This window comes from Streptomyces sp. NPDC024632, assembly GCF_055559175.1.
This window is the reverse complement of record NZ_JBVHLD010000019.1, coordinates 166,119-184,175: the sequence shown is the minus strand read 5'-3', so window position 1 is coordinate 184,175 and position 18,057 is coordinate 166,119. Positions and strand designations below refer to the sequence as shown.

General features: G+C 68.1%; 16 protein-coding genes and 3 pseudogenes. 10 read left to right on the top strand and 9 right to left on the bottom strand.

The window, feature by feature from the left end:
- Positions 1 to 837: 837 nt before the first annotated feature.
- From ACZ37P_RS31970 to ACZ37P_RS31955, 4 genes and pseudogenes are all read left to right on the top strand, one after another.
- A complete protein-coding gene (locus tag ACZ37P_RS31970) occupies positions 838 to 2,691 on the top strand; it encodes an SGNH/GDSL hydrolase family protein (RefSeq protein WP_467349839.1) in 1,854 nt (617 codons plus the stop codon).
- A 33-nt stretch (positions 2,692 to 2,724) separates the two neighbouring features.
- A pseudogene (locus ACZ37P_RS31965) lies at positions 2,725 to 2,981 on the top strand (winged helix-turn-helix domain-containing protein); the annotation flags it as partial.
- Between the two features lie 143 nt (positions 2,982 to 3,124).
- Positions 3,125 to 3,331, top strand: a pseudogene (locus ACZ37P_RS31960) (transposase); the annotation flags it as partial.
- 146 nt (positions 3,332 to 3,477) lie between these two features.
- Positions 3,478 to 4,095: pseudogene (locus tag ACZ37P_RS31955) on the top strand (IS701 family transposase); the annotation flags it as partial.
- Positions 4,096 to 4,267: 172 nt separating this feature from the next.
- Here the strand turns inward: ACZ37P_RS31955 and ACZ37P_RS31950 are convergent.
- The 4 genes from ACZ37P_RS31950 to ACZ37P_RS31935 form a co-directional block, all read right to left on the bottom strand.
- On the bottom strand, positions 4,268 to 4,780 hold the full coding sequence (locus ACZ37P_RS31950; RefSeq protein WP_467349837.1) for a DUF4760 domain-containing protein: 513 nt from the start codon (positions 4,778 to 4,780) through the stop codon (positions 4,268 to 4,270).
- Positions 4,781 to 5,066: 286 nt separating this feature from the next.
- Complete coding sequence (locus tag ACZ37P_RS31945; protein ID WP_467349835.1) at positions 5,067 to 5,339, bottom strand: hypothetical protein; 273 nt, start codon at positions 5,337 to 5,339, stop codon at positions 5,067 to 5,069.
- Between the two features lie 21 nt (positions 5,340 to 5,360).
- Entirely contained in the window at positions 5,361 to 5,801 is a 441-nt protein-coding gene (locus ACZ37P_RS31940) for a toxin glutamine deamidase domain-containing protein (RefSeq protein ID WP_467349833.1), read from the bottom strand.
- 642 nt (positions 5,802 to 6,443) lie between these two features.
- Positions 6,444 to 6,833 carry a MerR family transcriptional regulator gene (locus ACZ37P_RS31935; protein WP_266608394.1) on the bottom strand — a complete coding sequence of 130 codons (390 nt, stop codon included), beginning with the start codon at positions 6,831 to 6,833 and terminating at the stop codon, positions 6,444 to 6,446.
- Between the two features lie 80 nt (positions 6,834 to 6,913).
- On the opposite strand from ACZ37P_RS31935, the gene ACZ37P_RS31930 reads away from it, so the two are divergent.
- A complete protein-coding gene (locus ACZ37P_RS31930; protein WP_467349832.1) occupies positions 6,914 to 8,104 on the top strand; it encodes an MFS transporter in 1,191 nt (396 codons plus the stop codon).
- 108 nt (positions 8,105 to 8,212) lie between these two features.
- On the top strand, positions 8,213 to 8,413 hold the full coding sequence (locus ACZ37P_RS31925; protein WP_467349831.1) for a hypothetical protein: 201 nt from the start codon (positions 8,213 to 8,215) through the stop codon (positions 8,411 to 8,413).
- Positions 8,414 to 8,502: 89 nt separating this feature from the next.
- Here the strand turns inward: ACZ37P_RS31925 and ACZ37P_RS31920 are convergent, their stop codons facing one another.
- From ACZ37P_RS31920 to ACZ37P_RS31905, 4 genes are all read right to left on the bottom strand, one after another.
- Complete coding sequence (locus ACZ37P_RS31920) at positions 8,503 to 8,856, bottom strand: STAS domain-containing protein (RefSeq protein WP_467349829.1); 354 nt, start codon at positions 8,854 to 8,856, stop codon at positions 8,503 to 8,505.
- Positions 8,853 to 10,157 carry a PP2C family protein-serine/threonine phosphatase gene (locus tag ACZ37P_RS31915; protein ID WP_467349828.1) on the bottom strand — a complete coding sequence of 435 codons (1,305 nt, stop codon included), beginning with the start codon at positions 10,155 to 10,157 and terminating at the stop codon, positions 8,853 to 8,855. Before ACZ37P_RS31915 ends, ACZ37P_RS31920 begins: the two co-directional genes overlap by 4 nt.
- Complete coding sequence (locus ACZ37P_RS31910; protein ID WP_467349826.1) at positions 10,157 to 10,960, bottom strand: alpha/beta fold hydrolase; 804 nt, start codon at positions 10,958 to 10,960, stop codon at positions 10,157 to 10,159. The genes ACZ37P_RS31915 and ACZ37P_RS31910 overlap by 1 nt, the downstream gene beginning before the upstream one ends.
- Positions 10,961 to 11,237: 277 nt before the next feature.
- Entirely contained in the window at positions 11,238 to 11,930 is a 693-nt protein-coding gene (locus tag ACZ37P_RS31905) for a PRC-barrel domain-containing protein (protein WP_467349824.1), read from the bottom strand.
- Between the two features lie 594 nt (positions 11,931 to 12,524).
- Here ACZ37P_RS31905 and ACZ37P_RS31900 point away from each other — a divergent pair.
- Positions 12,525 to 13,010, top strand: a complete 486-nt coding sequence (locus ACZ37P_RS31900) for a hypothetical protein (RefSeq protein WP_401720278.1) — start codon at positions 12,525 to 12,527, stop codon at positions 13,008 to 13,010.
- A gap of 398 nt (positions 13,011 to 13,408) precedes the next feature.
- Here the strand turns inward: ACZ37P_RS31900 and ACZ37P_RS31895 are convergent, their stop codons facing one another.
- Positions 13,409 to 13,942, bottom strand: a complete 534-nt coding sequence (locus tag ACZ37P_RS31895; protein ID WP_467349822.1) for a universal stress protein — start codon at positions 13,940 to 13,942, stop codon at positions 13,409 to 13,411.
- A 337-nt stretch (positions 13,943 to 14,279) separates the two neighbouring features.
- On the opposite strand from ACZ37P_RS31895, the gene ACZ37P_RS31890 reads away from it, so the two are divergent.
- From ACZ37P_RS31890 to ACZ37P_RS31880, 3 genes are all read left to right on the top strand, one after another.
- Entirely contained in the window at positions 14,280 to 15,137 is an 858-nt protein-coding gene (locus ACZ37P_RS31890) for a slipin family protein (RefSeq protein WP_391047955.1), read from the top strand.
- 94 nt (positions 15,138 to 15,231) lie between these two features.
- On the top strand, positions 15,232 to 16,719 hold the full coding sequence (locus tag ACZ37P_RS31885) for an APC family permease (RefSeq protein ID WP_467349820.1): 1,488 nt from the start codon (positions 15,232 to 15,234) through the stop codon (positions 16,717 to 16,719).
- Complete coding sequence (locus tag ACZ37P_RS31880) at positions 16,716 to 18,035, top strand: arginine deiminase (RefSeq protein ID WP_467349818.1); 1,320 nt, start codon at positions 16,716 to 16,718, stop codon at positions 18,033 to 18,035. The genes ACZ37P_RS31885 and ACZ37P_RS31880 overlap by 4 nt, the downstream gene beginning before the upstream one ends.
- Positions 18,036 to 18,057 lie beyond the last annotated feature (22 nt).

Below are 18,057 nucleotides of genomic sequence, written 5' to 3'. Positions count from 1 at the left end.
GGCGTGTGCGGGGTGACGGAATGAGGCCGCGTTCTCAGAGTGGGGTTGCTGCGCCGAGGTGGGTCCTTCGCTTGGCCAGCGGCCGGGGGGAGTCGGCGGATAGCGTGTTCAGTCCGCGCGAGGGGTGAGGGGGGCGTGTGCTGGTGGGGAACGAACAGTTAGGTGTTGTACTGGTCCACGGAATCGCAACACGCAGCCGTCTCACTCAATCAAGTCCACACAGGTCAACTCCATGCGATCAACTTAGTTCGGTTAGACGGGTCATCCACGGTGACAGCGGGCCCGGGGAATTTCGAAGCGGGATCCGTCCGGGCCCGGGGCCTGTGACGGCGCAGAGGGCACCGGAGAGTCGGTGGGGCGGACGCGCCTGCTGACAGGCAGGTGCTTGTCGGTGCGTATCGGAGGAGATGCCAAATGAGCGTCTGACAGGCAATAGCGGCGAACAGGGCTCATAAGGACACATCGGCCGCTAACATCGCCTGATTCCGCTTGGCCCGGGTGATCCGCCCGGCGGTCCGCGGAGTGAGCTGAGGGGTGGGACTTATGCCGGGGACACGACGTGCGCTGGTCGCAGCGGTGACAGGAATGCTATTAGCGGCGGGGCTCATGGCACCCGCGGCACGTGCCGAACTCCCGCAGGACATGCCGCAGCCGTCGGCTGCGGCATGGCAGCAGCCCGTTGAGAGTTCAGGGCTGCTCCATACGGACTTGCAGGGGAACTCCAGCGTCCAGGGATGCACGGGCAACGACAGCACAGGGCCGATAGTGCAGCGGTTCACTGCCGGTGGGTCTCCGCTTCCCGGCGCGCCCGCAGGAGCGCTGGCGTCTTGTGTCAGCATGGTGAGCGCCGGTGGTCTGACGGTAGGCATCCGCCCACGCCCGCACGGCAACGGCACCGATCCTTCGGTCGTGGCGGCGTACCAGGGCGCGGCGTTGAAGTGGACCCGCCCCATCAGCGTGACGTGCGGCCAGTCTCCTGTCGCTATCGGATACGGACAGCTCGTCCCGGGCGCGGACGGCAACATCTACGGCGCCGGCACCGCGTACACCAACTGCGGCCGGCAGGCCGTGATCTTCGGCATATCCGCGACGACCGGGGCATTGCTGTTCGCCAACCGGTCCGCGGACGCTTCCGGCATCGTCGGGGCCTACCGGCGGGGCCTGGTAGTGGAGAACTACGCCGGAGACGGCGTGCGGTACATCGACTACCACGGCAACGACATCGGCCGCGTTCGCGTGGTGTCCGCCGCTGCCGAGATGCCGCAGCGGCTCGCTGTGAACCCCGACGGCTACGTGTTCGCGTACCTCACCAACCGCAGCGGGCCCACCTCCAAACCCGACTGCTGGCGGTACGACCCGGTCAACCGCCTCGATGTGTTCAACATCAGTGGCCGCACCGGCCGTTACACCCTGCCATACTGCGCCGACCCACTCATCAACGCTTGGACCGCTGCCTCGTGGGGGGTGCCGGTCCTGCTGACTGTCACTCAGGCTGGAAGCAGCACCGACCGCCTGATCGCTGTCGATCCCAGGGGCCATCTGCTGTTCACCCGTACCGTCCCCGAAAGAGACGACGCCCGCGACCGCGCCTACGCACCGGTCGCCGTCCAAGCCGACAGCCGCGGCCACATCGTGCTGCTGCGCAATGTCACCTATAACGCGTACACCTCCACCAGCTTTCAGGTAGACACCTACAGCCACACCACCGGCGCGCCGGTGGACTCCTTCGACACCTCCGCGCTCGACTCCGGCGCAGGCGGAAACAGCAGCCAGTACGCCCTAGCCGAAGGCCGTCTCTACGTCGAACAAGTCCAGTGCACCGCCCCGGACGGGCTATGTGGCACTTGGCAGACCGTGCTGGTGTCCATGCCGCGCCCGGGGCTGGGGATGGACGAACCTCGCGCCACGCTCCTGAAATCCAGTGCGGCGCTTCCGGCGCCGGTCTCGACTGTCGCGCTGGGCGACTCCTACTCCTCTGGCGAGGGCAATCCGCCGTTCGACGCCGCTTCCCACGCCTGCGATCGTAGCCCGCAGGCGTGGCCCCGGCTGCTGGCGGTAGACGACGCGGCCGTGCATCTCGTAGCGCACCTGGCGTGTTCAGGGGCGGAAATCTCGGCGCTCAGCTCGACGTTCAAGGGGGAACCCGCACAGGTGACCACCCGTCTGCGTTCCCTTCGGCCCGCACCGAGCCTGGTCACGCTCACTATCGGTGGAAACGATGTCGGCTTCTCCCGCATCCTGACCCACTGCTTCCTCAGCGACTGCGTCCTGGATCGCACCCTCGCCCACGCGAGGGGCTACATCAGCCAGACGCTCCCGGGGAAGCTGCTGAGCGCCTATCAGCTGGTCAAAACGACAGCTCCGCATGCCCGGGTAGTCGTGGTCGGCTATCCGCGGTTGTTCCCCGCGCAGCAGTCGGCCACCATGCGGTGCGGCTGGCTCACACCTTCTGAGCGCTCCAATCTCAACGACCTGGCCGCGCAGATGGATGCCGCCACCCGGGCCGCGGCCGCCCGCGCTCACGTTACCTACGTCTCGGTCCTGAACAGCTTCGACGGTCACGAACTGTGCAGCGCCTCACCATGGGTCTACGACATCGGCCGGAACGGCGGCGACAACCGCGGCCACCCCCTACCCGCCGGACAACGCGCCATCGAATCCGCAGTACGGCGGGTGATCGACGCCGTCTGACCACCGCCAGGCCACACCGCCGGTGAGTGTCGCGAGGCTGGAGTGGCCTTGAAGGGTTCGCCCGGCCGTCCTCGCCTCAGTGACGCGCAGATCGCCCGGCTGGAGCAAGAGTTGCAGCGCGGTCCGCTAGTCCACGGATGGGCGGACCAGCGGTGGACGCCGACGCGGGTGAAGACGCTGATCGGGCCGCTGTGCCACGTCTCCTACACCGTTGAAGGCACCTGGTGGTTACTGAGACGGCACAGCTGGTCCTGGCGCAGCCAGCCCGGTGGGTGTTCGAGCGGAACGATGCGCCGAACGTCGGAGACGCCGACCTTGGCCTCATTACGCGTCTCGTAGTCCTCGGCCGCCGCCAGCCCGTAGGCCACGCCGGGCTCCCGGCGCCGCGGGAAGCTTCGTGCGTCACCGCTGCGGCGCTCGTGCTGTCGGTCGCCGTGGCACTCGGCACGGCACCGGACTGGGCACCTACCGCTGGGTCGTCGAGCGAACCTTCGCCTGGCTCCACGGTTTCAAACGACTCCGCATCCACTGGGAACGACGAGCTGACATCCTCGAGGCCATCCTCAAACTCGCCTGCTGCTTGATCACCCTGCGACAGGTCAACTCATTGTGTTGGCCGTTGTTAGTACTCCAGTCGTAGATCGTGACCTTGCTGGTCGGGGCTGGTGCGGAGATGGCTGCGGCCCCCGTTGATCACCGTGAGTTGTGTGGACAAACGAAAATCAGGCGGTGGCCGCGGGGCACAGCGGAGTGCCTGCCCGGTGGCGGGCGATGTTCGACCAGCTGATGAGTCGCGTGACGGGCCGGTTCGCTCGGGTCGAACCCCGACGTCGCGCAACCGCGTTGGTGCTCGGCCTACTCTCGGACCTGCCGAGGAAGAACTGCTGGACGCTGGCCGAGCACGCCGGCGACGCAGCCCCAGACGGCATGCAGCACCTGCTCCACCGTGCGAAATGGGACGCCGACGCAGCCCCTGACGACGTGCGCGCCTACGTGATCGAGCACCTCGCCGACGACCAGGCGGTGCTCGTGGTCGACGAGACGGGCGACCTGAAGAAGGGCACGGCGACCGTCGGCGTCCAGCGCCTGTACACCGGCACGGCCGGCCACATCGAGAACGTCCAGGTCACCGTCTATCTCGCTTACTACGCCGCCCGCGGACACGCCGCCATCGACCGAGCCCTGTACGTGCCATGCTCGTGGACTGAGAACCCGGATCGCTGCCGGAGCGCGGGCATCCCTGACGATCTGGCCTTCGCCTCCAAGCCCCAACTCGCTGCCCCCATGGTTGAGCGGGCCCTGGACGCGGGAGCTTCCGCTCGCTGGGTCGCGGGCGACGAAGTCTACGGCGATAACCCGCACCTGCAGACAGTCCTTGAACACCGTCGGACCGGCTACGTTCTCCTGCCGAACCCTTCGCTCACCCACGCCGTGCTGTCCGCGCTCACCCGACTCGATCCTGGCACGGGCGTCGACCAACTGGCGTTCGCTGCCCGGCTCGCGGCCGCCGATCCGGAGGCCGCCCCAGTTCCGTGACGGATGCTGTGCTGGGTGGGGCGGGCGATGACGCTGGGTGTCACCGGCTCCGAGGTGGGCGTGAACGCAGGCCCAAGGCGGCGTAGACCAGGGTGTTCGGTGTAGCAGCGGTGCGGGATGCGAGGTCCTCGAAGTAGATCCAGAAGTGGTTGTCGTGGACGTGTCTCTGTTGGTAGACGTATGGAGCCAGGGCGTCCCACATGCGGACGATTCCCGTACCGAAGGAGCCGACAACCATTTCCTGATCGATTATGCCGTGGGCGACGAGCCTGCCGAGGTCGTCGAAGAACATCCCTATCTTCAATGCATGGGGGCGAGCTTCGTCGGGAAGTTCGGTAACGCCGCAGTCGACGGAGTGCCGGGCTAGATCGTTCAAGACATACTTCTCATCTTCGAGGTAGGTGGACTCCGGGCCGTGGACCAACTTGAAGGCTTCGAGGATCACCGGCAGGTGGTTCCCTCCGTTGCTGAGGCGGTTCTGCCGCAGGGCCAGCAGCAATGCCAGAGAGGCGATCACTATGGTGGCGAGGTTCAGGACTATGGTCACGTCCACGGACTCTATGGAAAAGTGGCCTCGGGGCCCAGGGGCAGGGTCGCTTCGTGCCAGGGTGACCGTGGTGCCCTTGAGAACGATCAGTCGCGTTCGGCTTCGCGGGAGGCCGGTTGCCCGCTGCGGCGGGAGGACCGGCGGGTGATGCGCGGGACAAGTCTCAGCCATCAACTTGTGGGCAACCGCCAACGGCGCGAGCGCCTCGACAGCCACAGCCGTGGCGCAGTACCGCTACGACTCCGTCGGGCGGCAGGGCCGTCCGGCCAAGCAAGGCGAACTCATCGCCGTATCATTCGCTGTCCTGAGCCTCTGGGCGTGCCAGTACTTCCTGGATGGTCATGTATCGGCACACTCCAGTAGAGAGATCTACCAGGACCGGTAGATTTCCCAGCAGCCGCTCCCTTTTGCGGCCTTCGTCCAAAAAGGCTCGGGAGTTGTAGGGAATGACTGCGTGCCCGTCTTCGACGTAGGCGTGCTCCGGCTCAAGCCTCATCGTCTCCGGGTCCCGGCCTGCACCGGCCTGCACCAACAAAGCAGAGGCCGCGCCCAGCACTTCAATCATTGACAGCTCGTCAGTTCATCCTCATGAGTTAGCACTCCCCCAGCCTACCGGCTGGGCCTTTCCTAACTGGTAGTCGAGGAAGACGATATTACCGTCCACGTTGACCACATTGAAGACGTGACCAATTCTGGATCCCGTGCCTCTGGTAACAGCAATGAGAACGCGACCACCTGGGCCCCAGAGGAGTACGTCCTTCATGACGCCACTCAAGCGCGCCCCCAAATCCAAGAGGCCGACGGTCGTCAGCAGGGCCGATCCTCTCCTACCGCCCTTGGCCCCGCCAAGAACAGTTACGGCGATCTGCTGAACCAGTTGGTCTGCGGCGGCGTACTCGTCGGCGAGTTGGTCACAGCTTTGCTGACAGAGCATTTGGGGCAGTGCGGTAGAGGCCAGGTCATATTCCCCCTGAGCCACAGCGGAGAAGTCCACAATCTCGCCGCGGAGTTCGCCAGGCTCAGCCACAGCCGATCGCCTGGGACGCTCACTTCTACGGCACTCCCGGAGACCCGAAGTCCGGCGAGGCCACTGCGTCATCGAGCGGACCCGCGGAGGCGCAAAGCGCCGTTTACGAACCGATACGGCCGGTACCAAGAATATCGGGCCTGCCCGCGGTTGGCCGCGCTGCACAGGCACAAAGCCCCTTCGTAGCCGACGCGCTGGTCTGCGCCTATTGGGCGGTATGGCGTATCAGCCCATACGACCACCCCGGCCCCCGCGGACGGACGGCGTTCTCCGCTATCAGAATGGGGTTGCTGGGCCGGCATGGAGCATGGGCCCGCAGCCGAGACAGACGTCCGCGTGGACCCCGACGACCCGGCGGCTCCTGGACAGTTCGCACGGCCTCGGCTGTTCGACGGTGACCGCGACGCCACACGGCCATTTCTGCCTCGCACCTGTCCGACGGTGCGCTTCCACGGGCAGGACCGCGGTGGCAACCGGGCGCCGCGAGGACAAGTAGAGGTGCGGGCACTGCTCGGCATCTGGCGGGAGTCCGTCACCAAGATCCGGGCCATATGCGGGCCAACTCCGTAACCCTTTCGACAGGCCGGGCGCCACCTTGGGGACCTCAGCGCCGTCGGGGTACGGCGGTGAGAGGCGATTCGTTCACACGTCGAGTGAAGCAAGTGCCCTGCGAGTGACGTCGGCCGGGGCCGCAGCGATGACGTTGTTGAGCGCGTCCATGGAAGCCTGAAGGTCGCTGATGGCCTGAGCGATGCGGTCGCGTTCCTGGTGGAGGTCGGCGAGCAGGTCCGAGCAGGTGGGGACGAGACGGTCGCCGGTATCCCGCAGGCACGGCAGGACCGCGGTGATCGTGGAGGTGCCCAAGCCGGCGGCCAGCAGGCTGCGGATGCGGCGGACCACGGCGACGTCCTCCTCGACGTATTCCCGGTAGCCGCTGGGGCGACGCTGCGGATGGAGCAGACCCTGCTCCTCGTAGTAGCGCAACAAGTACACGGCCACGTCGGTACGCCGGGACAACTCACCGATACGCACAGGGACCTCCTGACAGTCGCGCGGACATTGTCCGTTCAGGCTTGACTCTCATACCCATGTGAGACTTTAGCGTCTGCGGCATGAAGGTGAACAAGGGTTTCGCGACGCTCGCCGCACTGTGCGTAAGCGTCTTCGTCGTGGGTACCTCGGAGTACCTGATCGCCGGGTTGCTGCCCCAGGTCGGCGAGGATCTGGACGTCTCCGTGGGAACCGCCGGACAGGCAGTGACCGCATACGCGCTCGGAGTCGTGGTCGGAGGGCCGCTCATGGCCCTGCTGACCTCGCGTCTGCCGCGCAAGGGCCTCGCCATCGGGCTGATGCTGCTGTTCGCGGCGGGCAGTGCGATGAGCGCGGTGGCGCCGTCGTTCGGCCTGCTCCTGGTGGGCCGCGTGGTGTCCTCGCTGAGTCACGCCGCTTTCCTGGCGCTGGCGCTGGTGACGGCGGTTCGGGTGGTCCCGGCCGAGAAGACGGGCTCGGCCATCGCCACCGTGGCCTCCGGCTTCACCGTGGCCACGCTCCTCGGAGTGCCCCTGGGGGCACTGCTCGGGCAAAGCGCCGGATGGCGGGCTCCATTCGCCGCGCTGACCGTTCTGTCCCTGGTGGGCACCGTGCTCCTGGCCGCCGTACTGCCCCGTCAGGAAGCACCGTCCACGCGGTTGCGTGACGAGATGCGCGTGGTGACCCGTCGGCCGGTCATGCTCGCCATCGCCACCACCGCGGTGGGCTTTTCCGGGGTCGCCACACTGTTCACCTACATCGCGCCGCTGCTGACCCGGGTCTCCGGTTTCTCCGCCGACGCGGTCTCCGGTCTGCTGCTCGCCTACGGCGCGGGTAGTTTTCTCGGCAACCTCACCGCCGGAAAGCTGACCGACAAGTCGATGAGCGCCACCGTACGCGGGGTCTTCGGCGGGCTCGCGGCGACGCTCTCGCTCATCCCGTTCGCCGTGGTGTGGCAGCCCACCGCCGTGGCGGCAGTCCTGGTACTCGGTCTGTTCGCCACCGCGACCATCGCCCCGCTGCAGGGACTGATCCTGCACCACGCGGGCGCCGCGCCGAGCCTGGCGGTCTCCGTCAACGTGGGCGCCTTCAACCTCGGTGCGGCAGCCGGCTCGGTCATCGGCGGCGCGATCGTCGCCGCCGGTGCTCTGCGGTGGACCGGCCTGGCGGGCGCGGTCCTGAGCCTGATCGGACTGGCCCTGACCTATCTCGTCCTGCCGCGGACACGGACATCGGCGAAGGACGCCGGACACGAAGCCTCGATCAACGCCTGATTCCCCGTCCCAGCTGCGGTACCCGGGCCGAGCGGGTCTCCCTGCCCGCCCGGCCGCTGGCGGCCGCACCCACCAGTCAACGTTCTGATCACCGGCGCGGCTGGTGGCGTGGGCGGCGTCGCCGTCCAACTCCGCCGCCGCATCGTCGCCATCGCCCCCGCCTACACCGCACCGATCGGCGCATGGCTCTCCGGCAGTGCCTCTGCCCGGGAACGCGTCATGCGCGGTCTCGACCCCGCCGGCCGCGCCACGGTCATCGCCGCGCTGTACGCCTACGAGGCCGCCCTGGAGCAGGCAGGCGGCAAGTAACGGAACGCGCAGCAGCGGGGTTGGCGGAGGGCGGCAGAGCGCGGCCACCCGGACGCTGACCCCCTTGGCTGACGCTGTCCGGAGCAGGATCAACTGGCGGCGGAGTCGCGGGCGGTGGCCGTCGTGGCGTCCGGGTGGATGGTGAAAACCTGGTCCAGGCCGATGATGCCCAGGATGCGGGCGGTGTTCGCGGGAACCGCGGCGAGGGTCATGGCGCCGCCGTGTTCGATAGCCAGACTCCGAACCGACAGCAGAGCGCTGATCCCGCTGGAGTCGCAGAAGTCCAGGCCGGCCAGGTCAAGGACCAGCAGTTGCCCCGCGGCGACCGCCAGGCCGTCTACGGCCCTGCGCAGTTCGGGTGCCGTCGCGTAGTCGAGGTCACCGGTGATCTCCAGGACGGGACCGGTGGCCGTGGCTCGGGCGGTGATCGTCAGAGGGTTCATGTCAGCTCGTCACTCGCGGTGGTGGGAAGCGGGGCGGGCATGCCGAGGGCGAGCAGGGCGGTGTCGTCGTCGAGCCCGTCGCCGAAGGAGGCGAGCAGCCCGCTCAGGGCGGTGATGAGAGCCTGCGGGCCCGTCGGCGGCTGGGCGGCGATGAAAGCACACAGAGCGTCCTCGCCGTACAGTTCACGGTCCGGCCCGGGGCGGGCCTCGGTCAGGCCGTCGGTGTACAGGAGCAGGGTGTCGCCGGGCAGCAGATCGGCGCGGGCGGCCGTGAACGGGGCCTGCGGCAGGACGCCGACGAGCAGGCCGCCCGGAGTGGGAACCCAGTCGGTGCTGCCGTCCGCGCGCTGGATCACCGCGGAGGGGTGTCCGCCGGAAGCCAGGTGCACGCCGACGTGGCCCTCATCGGTTTCCAGGACTCCGAAGACGGCGGTGCAGTAGCGGCCCTCGCCGCTGGCGTACCGCTCGTGCAGCACCGTGTTCAGGGTGGTGAGGACGGTGACCGGGTCGGCATCGTGCAGAGCGGCGGCGCGCAGGGTGTAGCGGGCCAGTGAGGTGACCGCGGCGGCTTGGGGCCCCTTGCCGCACACGTCCCCGAGGAAGAACGCCCACCGGCCGCAGTCCAGGGGGAACAGGTCGTAGAAGTCTCCGCCCAGCAGATCCGGGGATGCCGTGTGGTAGTAGGAACCGGCCTCCAGGCCCGGGATCGCGGGCAGCTGCGAGGGCAGCAGGCTCTGCTGGAGAACGGCGAGCGCCTCCTGGAGCCGGACGCGATCAGCCTCCGCCCGCCGACGCGCCGCTTCGGCCTGCCGGTGGGCTTCCTCAGCCGCCTCGCGGCCGCGCAGCAACTCCGCCTCGTAGGCGCGGCGGTCGCGGGCGTCGAAAACGGTGGTGCGGATCAGCAGGGGCTCACCGTCCCCGCTGGTCTTCACCTTCGAGGTGACCAGCACCGGCATCCGCGCCTTTCCGGCGGCCCTGATGTCCAGGGCGATGCCGCTGACCTCGCCCTTCATCTGCAACAGCGGCGCGAAGTGCGTCTCGTGATAGAGCTTGCCCCCCACAGTGAGCAGATCGGTGAACCGCATCCGCCCCACCACCTGCGCACGGTCCATGCCCAGCCAGTCCAGCAGGGTGGTGTTGATCCTCGCGATGGTGCCGTCCATCAGCGTCGACAGATATCCGCACGGGGCCTGCTCGTACAGCTCCTCCGCGCTGTCCTCCAGCAGTGAGGTGAACACCGCGTCCGTGGTGTCCACGTCCTGCTCCTCGCCCGGCTCGGGCGCCTGGTCGGTCCTGCACATCACCGGCTCGTCCCGACGAACTCGATGATCGCGCCCGCGGTGGCCTGCGGCGCGCTCAGCTGCGGGCAGTGACCCGTCGCCTCCAGCGTGACCAGGCGGCTGCCGGGGATCGCCGCGTGGACGTAGGCGCCGACCTCCCGGGGCGCGATCACGTCCTGCCTGCATTCAAGGACCAGCGTCGGCGCCGTGACCGTTTTCAGGTCCTCGCGGCTGTCGGACAGGAACGTCGTGCGGGCGAAGACGCGAGCCATGTCCGGGTCGGTCGCGCAGAACGAGGCGGTCAGCTCCTGGCCGAGTTCCGGGCGGTCCGCGTTGCCCATGATGACCGGGGCCATCGCCGCCGACCAGCCCAGATAGTTCGACTCCAGCGACTCCAGCAGCTCGTCGATGTCCTCGGCGCTGAACCCGCCCCGGTAACCGTCGTCGTCGATGTAACAGGGCGACGGCGCGACCATCACCAGCCGGGACACACGCCGCGGGGCCTTCGCCGCGGCGAGCACCCCGACCATCGCGCTGACCGAGTGCCCCACGAACGTCACGTCCCGCAGGTCCAGCTCCTCGCAGACCTCCAGTACGTCCTGCGCGTAGCCCTCCAGGGAGCTGTAACGCCGCTCGTCCCAGGCCGACGGGTCCGCCCGGCCGGAACCCACGTAGTCGAAGAGCACCACCCGGTAGCTCTCAGCCAATGCGGGAACCACCGTGCGCCACATGTTCTGATCACAGCCGAACCCGTGCGCCAGCAGGAGCACCGGCCCGTCTGCACAGCCGGTAACGGTGACGTTGTTCCTGCGACGGATATCCATACCCGCCAGTTTCCCATCCCGCCGCCCCACCCCGGGCAGCGGCCCGAGGCCGTGGCGGACTGCGGCCCGGCCGCCATCACCGCCGTCCGGCGGAGCGCCGTGCGAAGGGGGCTCCGATCCCGTTCCGCCCGGATCGGCCGCTCTGCTGTTCCCTGGCCGTCAGGGGCGAGAGCAGCCATTGGCCCGCGCAACGCCTGAGGGCACCGCAGGAGCCGAGACGTCGACACAGGGTCGCGGCTCGTGCCGTGCCGGTCAGCGGAGGCTTGCCCCCTGCGGCTCAGACAGGATCTCCGTCGGCGACGCTCGGTGTGGCGTCATGGGCGAGGTCGACCGGCGGCAGGTCGCGTACCTCGTCCTTGGTCAAGCTGAGCCGGACGTCGCCGGTGACGCTGACGACCGCGTCGATGGGGATCGCGACGCGTCGCTTTCCCCACAAGTGGCCCTCGTCCAGCAGCACATGGCTGACGTGGTAGTCACCGGTGTCCACGGCCAGGCCCTGGACCCGGCCGATCTCACCGTCGGTCGCGTGCACGGCGTCACCCCGGCGGATCTCCACCTCGCCGGTGGGAATACGGTCCCGCGTGATGAGGCGCGGCCCAGGAACCGGGAGAACGGGCCTCATGGCGACCGCGCCTGTCCCCATACCGAGTCCGTAGTAGGGGAGAGCGAAAATCTCGCCGCCCGCATAGCCCCACTCATTGTCCGGTGCGGGCACGAAATGCTTCTCGTCGGCGCTCGACAGAGCCTCGAACTCGGCCGTGGTGCAGTGCAGTGCGATCCGTGCGGCGGACTGGTCGATCAGACCGACAGGTACGAGGCGGCCGGCCGCGTGGTGGTACTTGGGCTCGATCACCAGGTGAGTGAGGGTTCTGGCGACCGGGTCGACGACCACCCGGCGCAGGACCCCGAAGGCGCCGTCCTCGTCGGAGACTTCTGCGCCGATGGTGAAGGGCCTCGTCGTGAGTGTCATGGCTTTTCCTCGTTCCGCATCGTGTGCGGACGCCCAGTGAGATCAGTGCGGGCGCCGGGGCGGTCGGTTGCGTACGTCGTACGTCCGGCCCCGCTGCGCAGTCTGTCCCGCGCACCCGCGGTCCGCGCAGATGCCGAACGGCCCTTCCAGGGGCCGAAGGGCCCTGCTCGGCAGTTCCCGTCGATCCACCGTCGCGGATGGATGCGTCCGATGGGATTATCACCTCGGATCATGGTCGACGTGGTCGAACGCCGCTACAGTTGCCGTGACGTCCGTGACCCCGGCGGCATACCGCACAGTCGATACGGACGTACCTGAGGCGAGTGAGACGATGATCCATCGCCCGACCATCCGAGTGCTTCCGAGCGAGCTTCCGGACCGGCCCTGTCGCCTCCGGACTGCGCTGTTGGCGTGGTTGCCTCCACTCGCGTAACCGGGCCGCATGCCTCGCCACAGGCTCCGCACCAGTGCCCGGGCACCGCGTGACCGGAGCGCGGCACCGCGCGGCATTCCTTCCGCAGGTTCGCTCAACTCGTGCTCAATTCAGCGCCCGCGCCCGGTGATCGGGACCCGCGCCTCGAAAAGAGGTCCGCAGTGACTCTGCGCAGAACGAAGCCGGCCGCCGCTTCCACCCGGAACCGCGAAACCGAGCGACTCCTCGCCCGCCGACGCTCGATCATCATCTGGTGCGACCGCCACCTGATCGCCATCCACGCCCTGTCAGCCCTGATGACGGACGATCCGGTCGTGGTCGAAGCCGCCATGGCCGAAGTGCTCGCCGCACCGGACTCCGTCATCACAACGCATCGGACGCGCTCTTCACCTGTCCCACCTCACGTCCCCCACATAAGGGACCGGTGCCCCGAGACGGCGTCAGTCGCGCTCGACCGGGTGGAGCTGGCGCTGATGCTGATCGGTGACCAGAGCTGCGCCGACGCCTCGCAGCGGCTCGGAGTCTCCGAACGGTCCGTCAGCGTCCGCCTGAACGCGGGGTTGTCGGCCCTGTTCGCCCCGTGCGACGGCGATTCGGTCCGCTCCGTACTCCATGGTCTCCCGACCGTCCCCGTCCGCCGCGATTGACCCTGTCCGGCGGTGAGGTCGCAAGCGGACGAACCGGTCCCCCGACGGCGCGTCTCACCGCGGTTTTCCTGACGGCCCCGCCGCGGCGGGATTCTGCCGCACGGCGATCCTGCGACCGGTGACCCGCCGGGGCACGATGGTGATCCGCCTCGAATGCGGTATCCGTGCCCGCCGCCTGTGCGGGCAGCGCGTCCGGTGCGGTTCTGAACGACACATTGCCCTGCGCAACCAGCTCCGCGACCGTCGTCTCCAGCGCGTTCGCCAACCACAGCAGGAACGTGACGCCGGGCACAGCGGCCTCCTCCTCCACAAGCTGGAGGTAGCCACCCGCGGAACCAGCCCGTCCGGCGACCTCCTCGCGACTCAGCCCCAACTGCTCGCGCCGCGGCCGCAGGAGGTCAGCCGGCCAAGGCCGTCGCCACGGGGGCCACGGGCGGGAGTTCGCTGTGCCGGGCTGTGGTGCGGAGCTCCGGAACCGTAACGACGGGGCAATGGGATTCCCTGACGCACGCGCGGGTCACCGGACCGAGTTCGGTCGGCGAGCCGTCCCTGTACAGGCTCTGCCCGAGCGTCAGAAGCAGAGCGTGGTCGCTGTAGCGCAGGAGTACCGCGACCGGCGGCCCCTCGGCCAGCACCGCCCGCACGTCAGCGCCCGGATGGGCCATCCGGACTGCGGCCACCGCGACTTGGACCAGCCTCTGCCCGGACTCCCGGTCCTCGGCCGGTGTACGGCGCTCCGCCACGGTGGCATACGGCGCACGCCGACGGACCGACGGCTCCCAGGCGTGCACCGTCACCAGGGGCACCTTGCGTGCCTCCGCTTCCCCCACGGCCCATCGCAAGGCGGCAAGGGACGCACGGGAACCGTTCACCCCGACGACGATCGGCCGCGCTCCGGAAAGTTCCCTCAGGTTGGTCTCTTGGATTTTCATAACTCCACGATGGTGCGGCGCCAGTACGGCGGCCAAGGGCCGACCGGCTCTCCGAAATGGATTTGCGGCCAGTCCTCAGGAGAATCCGGTGGACGCAGGGGGCCGCTGAGCCGGAGAGGAGGGACCACCCGGCCCTACCGACGACGATCTGGCGCGGCGACGATGCGGATATGAACTACAGGACGGCACAGACGAGTTGGACGAACGGGAGCGTCTGAGCGCTGCTGATACGACCTCCACCGGTCACATCCTCTCCGCCCGTCACGCACTGCCCGCGGTCCTGCCGGTCGGTATGTCCTGGACCAGGAATCCGCCATCCTTTCTGAGGAGCAACGCAATGGCACTTCTGATTTTCCTTCTCGTCATCGTGGTCATCCTGGCCATCGTGGCCATCGCCATGGCGGTCAAGGTGATCAAGCAGTACGAGCAGGGAGTTCTGTTCCGGTTCGGGCGGCTGGTCGGTGCTCGTCCGCCGGGGCTGCGGTTCATCGTTCCGTTCGTCGATGTCCTGCACCGGGTGTCGCTGCGGACGGTCACCATGCCCATCCAGTCCCAGGGCATCATCACCCGGGACAATGTGAGCGTCGATGTGTCGGCCGTCGCCTATTTCCGAGTGGCGGACGCCGTGAAATCGGTGATCGCGATAGAGAACGTGAACACGGCGATCAATCAGATAGCGCAGACGACCCTGCGCAAGGTCGTCGGCCAGAACACCCTCGACCAGACGCTGTCGGAAACGGACCGGATCAATCTGGACATCCGCGAAATCCTCGATGTGACGACCACCGAATGGGGCGTCGAGGTCACCCTGGTCGAACTCAAGGACATCCAACTGCCCGACAGCATGAAGCGCGCGATGGCCCGCCAGGCGGAAGCCGAGCGGGAGAAGCGAGCGAAGATCATCAACGCCGAAGGCGAGTCGATGGCCGCCGCCGCGCTCGGCGACGCCTCGGACATCATGATGGACCACCCGCTGGCGCTCCAGCTCCGCAACTTGCAGAGCCTGGTCGAGATAGGCGTCGACAAGAACACGACCGTGGTCTTCCCCGCCCCCCTCATGAGCACCATCGGCGAGCTCGGATCCTTCCTCGCCCGTGAGAAGGCAGCCGCCGCGGCCCCCGTACCGCCGACCGGCATGGTGAAGACCGTCCCCGTCCCCGTACTGAACGGCTCCAACGCCAACGCATCGGTGTGATCGACCGGTAGCGGCAGCCCGACGTGGACCGCCGGACTGCCGCTGCCGAGCCCCCAGCGTGGGCCGTCGTGAACAGAGGCGAGGAGGAACTCAGTTGAGTACGCAGGTGCACGATGAGGCGTCCGGAGAAACCTCGCACCCGACGAGTACGCAGAAGACGGCGAAGAAGCGGCAGTTCGGACTGCCGACGGCCACCGCACTGGTCATCGGATCGGTGATCGGCACGGGAGTCTTCGCGTTGCCGAGTGCCTTGGCGCCGTACGGCCCGATCAGTCTGGTCGCGTTCGTCCTGGTCACCGTAGGCGCTCTGGCGCTGGCGTTCACCTTCGGGTCGCTGTCGAAGAGAGTGCCGGGTTCCGGCGGCCCGTACGTCTACGCCAGAGACGCCTTCGGGGACTTCGGCGGCTTCCTCAACGCGTGGTCCTACTGGATCACCGCCTGGGCCGGCAACGCCGCGATCGTCGTCGCGTGGGTCGGATACGTCGAGGTCTTCTGGAACACCGGGCACGCCAAGCTCTGGTCCGTCGTGATCGCCATGGTGGGTCTGTGGATACCCGCGGTCATCAATCTCTCCGGGGTGCGGAACATCGCCATCACGCAGAACGTCACGACCGTGCTCAAATTCATTCCCCTGCTGTTCATGGCCACCGTCGGGCTGCTGTTCATCAAGGCCCACAACTTCGGGCCGCTCAATCCCACCGGCACCTCGGCGACCGCGGCGATCTCGGCCGCCGCGGCCATCGCGCTGTTCAGCTACATCGGCATCGAGACCGCCTCGGTGGTGGCCGGCCGCGTACGTGACCCTCGGCGCAATGTCGGACGGGCCACGGTGCTGGGCACCATCGGCTGCGCCGTGGTGTACATCCTGGGCACGGTCACCGTGTTCGGCACGGTCTCCAACGCCGCCCTGCAGAAGTCCACAGCGCCGTTCACCGACTCGGCCGACGCCATCTTCGGCGGCCGTTGGGCCGGCCAGACCGTCGCCGTCGCGGCGATCGTCTCCGGCCTGGGTGCTCTGATCGGCTGGACCCTGGTCGTCGGCGAAATGCCCATGGCAGCCGCGAAGGACCGCCTGTTCCCGGCGGTGTTCGCCCGCGGCCGACGCGGCATACCCGCGTTCGGCATCATCAGCTCGACCTTCCTCGCCTCGGTCCTGACCGTGGTCAGCTACACGCGCTTCGAGAAGGTCTTCACCACGCTCGTCCTGCTCTCCGTGGTCACCGCCGTCATCCCCTATCTGTTCAGCGCGGCCGCGCAGTTGTACTGGCTCCTCACGCGCGGCCGGCAGACCCACTGGCAGCACCTGGTCCGCGACTGCGGAGTGTCCGCGGTCGCCCTCGTCTTCTCCTTCTGGTCGCTGGCCGGCAGCGGGTACCAGGCCGTCTACTACGGCCTGTTCTGCGTCCTGCTGGGTCTGCCCGTCTACATCTGGCTGAAGTCGGGGCGGGGCGAGTACGGCGAGAGCCTCGTCGTGCCCTTCGACAGCGCCGCCCTTCCCGAGGTCCCTGAGACCCCGGTGGGCAGTCGGCTCACCCCGGCGCCCGCCACCCGCACCACCGACACCGGAGAGATCCCGTCATGACGCGACCGACACAAGCTGTTCCCGCCGCCGAGCGCCCCGCCGACCGAGCCGCCGGGCAGACCAGGTCGACCCGCACGCCGGGAGTCCACTCCGAAGTCGGCCAACTGCGTGAAGCCGTTGTCCACCGTCCCGGGCTGGAACTCAGCCGCCTGACTCCCGGCAACTGCGACCAACTGCTCTTCGACGACGTGCTGTGGGCTGCCAGAGCCCGCGAAGAACACGACGCGTTCACCCAGGCCCTCCGCGACCGCTTCGTCACCGTGCACCATTTCGACGTACTGCTCGCCGAAACACTGGCCCTCCCCGAAGCCCGGGCGTTCGTGCTGGACCGCGTCTGCACGGCCGAACAGGTCGGACCCACCCTGGCAACCCCGTTGCGGGCGCTCGCCGACGACACCGACTCCGCGACACTGGCCGAGCTGCTCATCGGGGGCGTCACTCGCACGGACCTGTCACCGCTGCGGGTACGCAGCCTGCGCTGGCAGACCCTGGACCCCGACGACTTCGTACTGGCGCCCTTGCCCAACACGCTCTTCCAACGCGACAACTCCGCCTGGATATACGGCGGCGTCACCATCAACCCGATGGCCAAGTCCGCCCGGCAGCGCGAATCGCTGCACAGCAGGGCTGTGTACGACTTCCATCCGCTCTTCGCCGACCGCACGTTTCCCCGCTACTACGGAGACGACGACAGCAATCACCAGCCGGCCACCTTGGAAGGCGGTGACATCCACGTCCTGGGGCGAGGCGCCGTCCTGATCGGAATGGGAGAGCGCTCCACCCCCATGGGCGTGGAAATCCTGGCCCGAGAGCTCTTCCGGACCGGTCAGGCCACCACCGTCATCGCCGTGCAGCTCCCGAAGTCCCACGCGTTCATGCACCTGGACACCGTCCTGACCATGATCGACACGGACACCTTCGTCCGCTACCCCAACCTCGACCCGAAGGACATGCGCACCTGGGTGATCGAGCCTGCCGACCCGCACGAGGTCGTCGAGCACGACACCGCGGCGCTGCACGTGGAGCAGCGCGACGACCTCTTCGCCACCATCGCCGACGCCTTGGGCATCGAGAAACTACGCGTCCTGTCCGCCGAGGAGGACGCGCGAGCCGCCGAGCGCGAGCAGTGGGACGACGCCAACAATTTCCTCACCATCGCCCCCGGCATCGTCGTCGGCTACGAACGCAACACCGTCACCAACAGCATGCTGCGCGACAACGGCATCGAGGTCATCAGCATCCCCGGCAGCGAGCTGGGCCGAGGCCGCGGCGGAGCCCGGTGCATGACCTGTCCCACTCAGCGCGACGGCATCTGAACCGCCTCCGCCCCGCCCGCAC

Bases quoted from the DNA above. Each gene is read 5' to 3' on its own strand.
- ACZ37P_RS31970 (WP_467349839.1), top strand. From the start codon at position 838: ATGGTGAGCGCCGGTGGTCTGACGGTAGGCATCCGCCCACGCCCGCAC.
- ACZ37P_RS31895 (WP_467349822.1), bottom strand. From the start codon at position 13,942: ATGAAAATCCAAGAGACCAACCTGAGGGAACTTTCCGGAGCGCGGCCG.
- ACZ37P_RS31915 (WP_467349828.1), bottom strand. From the start codon at position 10,157: ATGTGCAGGACCGACCAGGCGCCCGAGCCGGGCGAGGAGCAGGACGTG.
- ACZ37P_RS31880 (WP_467349818.1), top strand. From the start codon at position 16,716: ATGACGCGACCGACACAAGCTGTTCCCGCCGCCGAGCGCCCCGCCGAC.
- ACZ37P_RS31930 (WP_467349832.1), top strand. From the start codon at position 6,914: ATGAAGGTGAACAAGGGTTTCGCGACGCTCGCCGCACTGTGCGTAAGC.
- ACZ37P_RS31890 (WP_391047955.1), top strand. From the start codon at position 14,280: ATGGCACTTCTGATTTTCCTTCTCGTCATCGTGGTCATCCTGGCCATC.
- ACZ37P_RS31945 (WP_467349835.1), bottom strand. From the start codon at position 5,339: ATGATTGAAGTGCTGGGCGCGGCCTCTGCTTTGTTGGTGCAGGCCGGT.
- ACZ37P_RS31910 (WP_467349826.1), bottom strand. From the start codon at position 10,960: ATGGATATCCGTCGCAGGAACAACGTCACCGTTACCGGCTGTGCAGAC.
- ACZ37P_RS31920 (WP_467349829.1), bottom strand. From the start codon at position 8,856: ATGAACCCTCTGACGATCACCGCCCGAGCCACGGCCACCGGTCCCGTC.
- ACZ37P_RS31905 (WP_467349824.1), bottom strand. From the start codon at position 11,930: ATGACACTCACGACGAGGCCCTTCACCATCGGCGCAGAAGTCTCCGAC.